1 protein-coding gene is annotated in these 830 nt (G+C 68.4%); it reads left to right on the forward strand.

All coding sequences use genetic code 11. The features are described from left to right. A partial coding sequence (locus D471_RS0132310; protein WP_017602436.1) for an ABC transporter ATP-binding protein occupies window positions 1-830 on the forward strand: 830 nt, incomplete at both ends.

Below are 830 nucleotides of genomic sequence, written 5' to 3' on the forward strand. Positions count from 1 at the left end.
ACCGAGCCCGTCGTCCGGGTGGACGACCTGCGGGTGACGTTCCCGACGATGGACGGTGACGTCCACGCGGTGAAAGGGTTGTCCTTTGAGGTGCCCCGTGGGGGCGCTCTGGGCATCGTGGGGGAGTCGGGCTCGGGTAAGAGCGTGACGTCGCTGGCGTTGATGGGGTTGCACCGGGGCAGCCGGGCGAAGATCACCGGGTCGATCGAGGTGGCGGGCCAGGACGTGGTGGCCGCTTCGGACCAGCGGCTGCGGCGGATGCGCGGCAACGACATCGCGATGGTGTTCCAGGACCCGATGCAGTCGTTGCACCCGCAGTACACGATCGGCAACCAGCTGATCGAGGCGTACCGGATCCACCACCCCAAGGCGACCAAGGCGCAGGCGCGCACGCGGGCGATCGAGTCGTTGGAGCGGGTGGGGATCCCGGACCCGGCGAGGCGGATCAACTCCTACCCCCATGAGTTCTCCGGGGGGATGCGTCAGCGTGTGGTGATCGCGATGGGGTTGATGTGCGATCCCAAGGTGTTGTTGGCCGATGAGCCGACCACCGCGTTGGATGTGACGGTCCAGGCCCAGGTGTTGGATCTGTTGGACGAGTTGCGCACCGATCTGGACATGGGGTTGATCCTGGTCTCGCATGATCTGGCGGTGGTGGCCGGGTCGGTGGACCAGGTCGTGGTGATGCGTCATGGTGTGGCGGTCGAGCGCGGGGACGTGCGTACGGTGCTGGCCGATCCCGAGCATCCCTACACGCGGGGGTTGTTGGCGGCGGTGCCGCGGGTGGAGGTCTCCCGGGCCCAGCGGCGGGCGGCCGACCGCGCCGACCG

The sequence above is a fragment of the Nocardiopsis lucentensis DSM 44048 genome, from assembly GCF_000341125.1.
GTDB classification, from domain to species: domain Bacteria; phylum Actinomycetota; class Actinomycetes; order Streptosporangiales; family Streptosporangiaceae; genus Nocardiopsis; species Nocardiopsis lucentensis.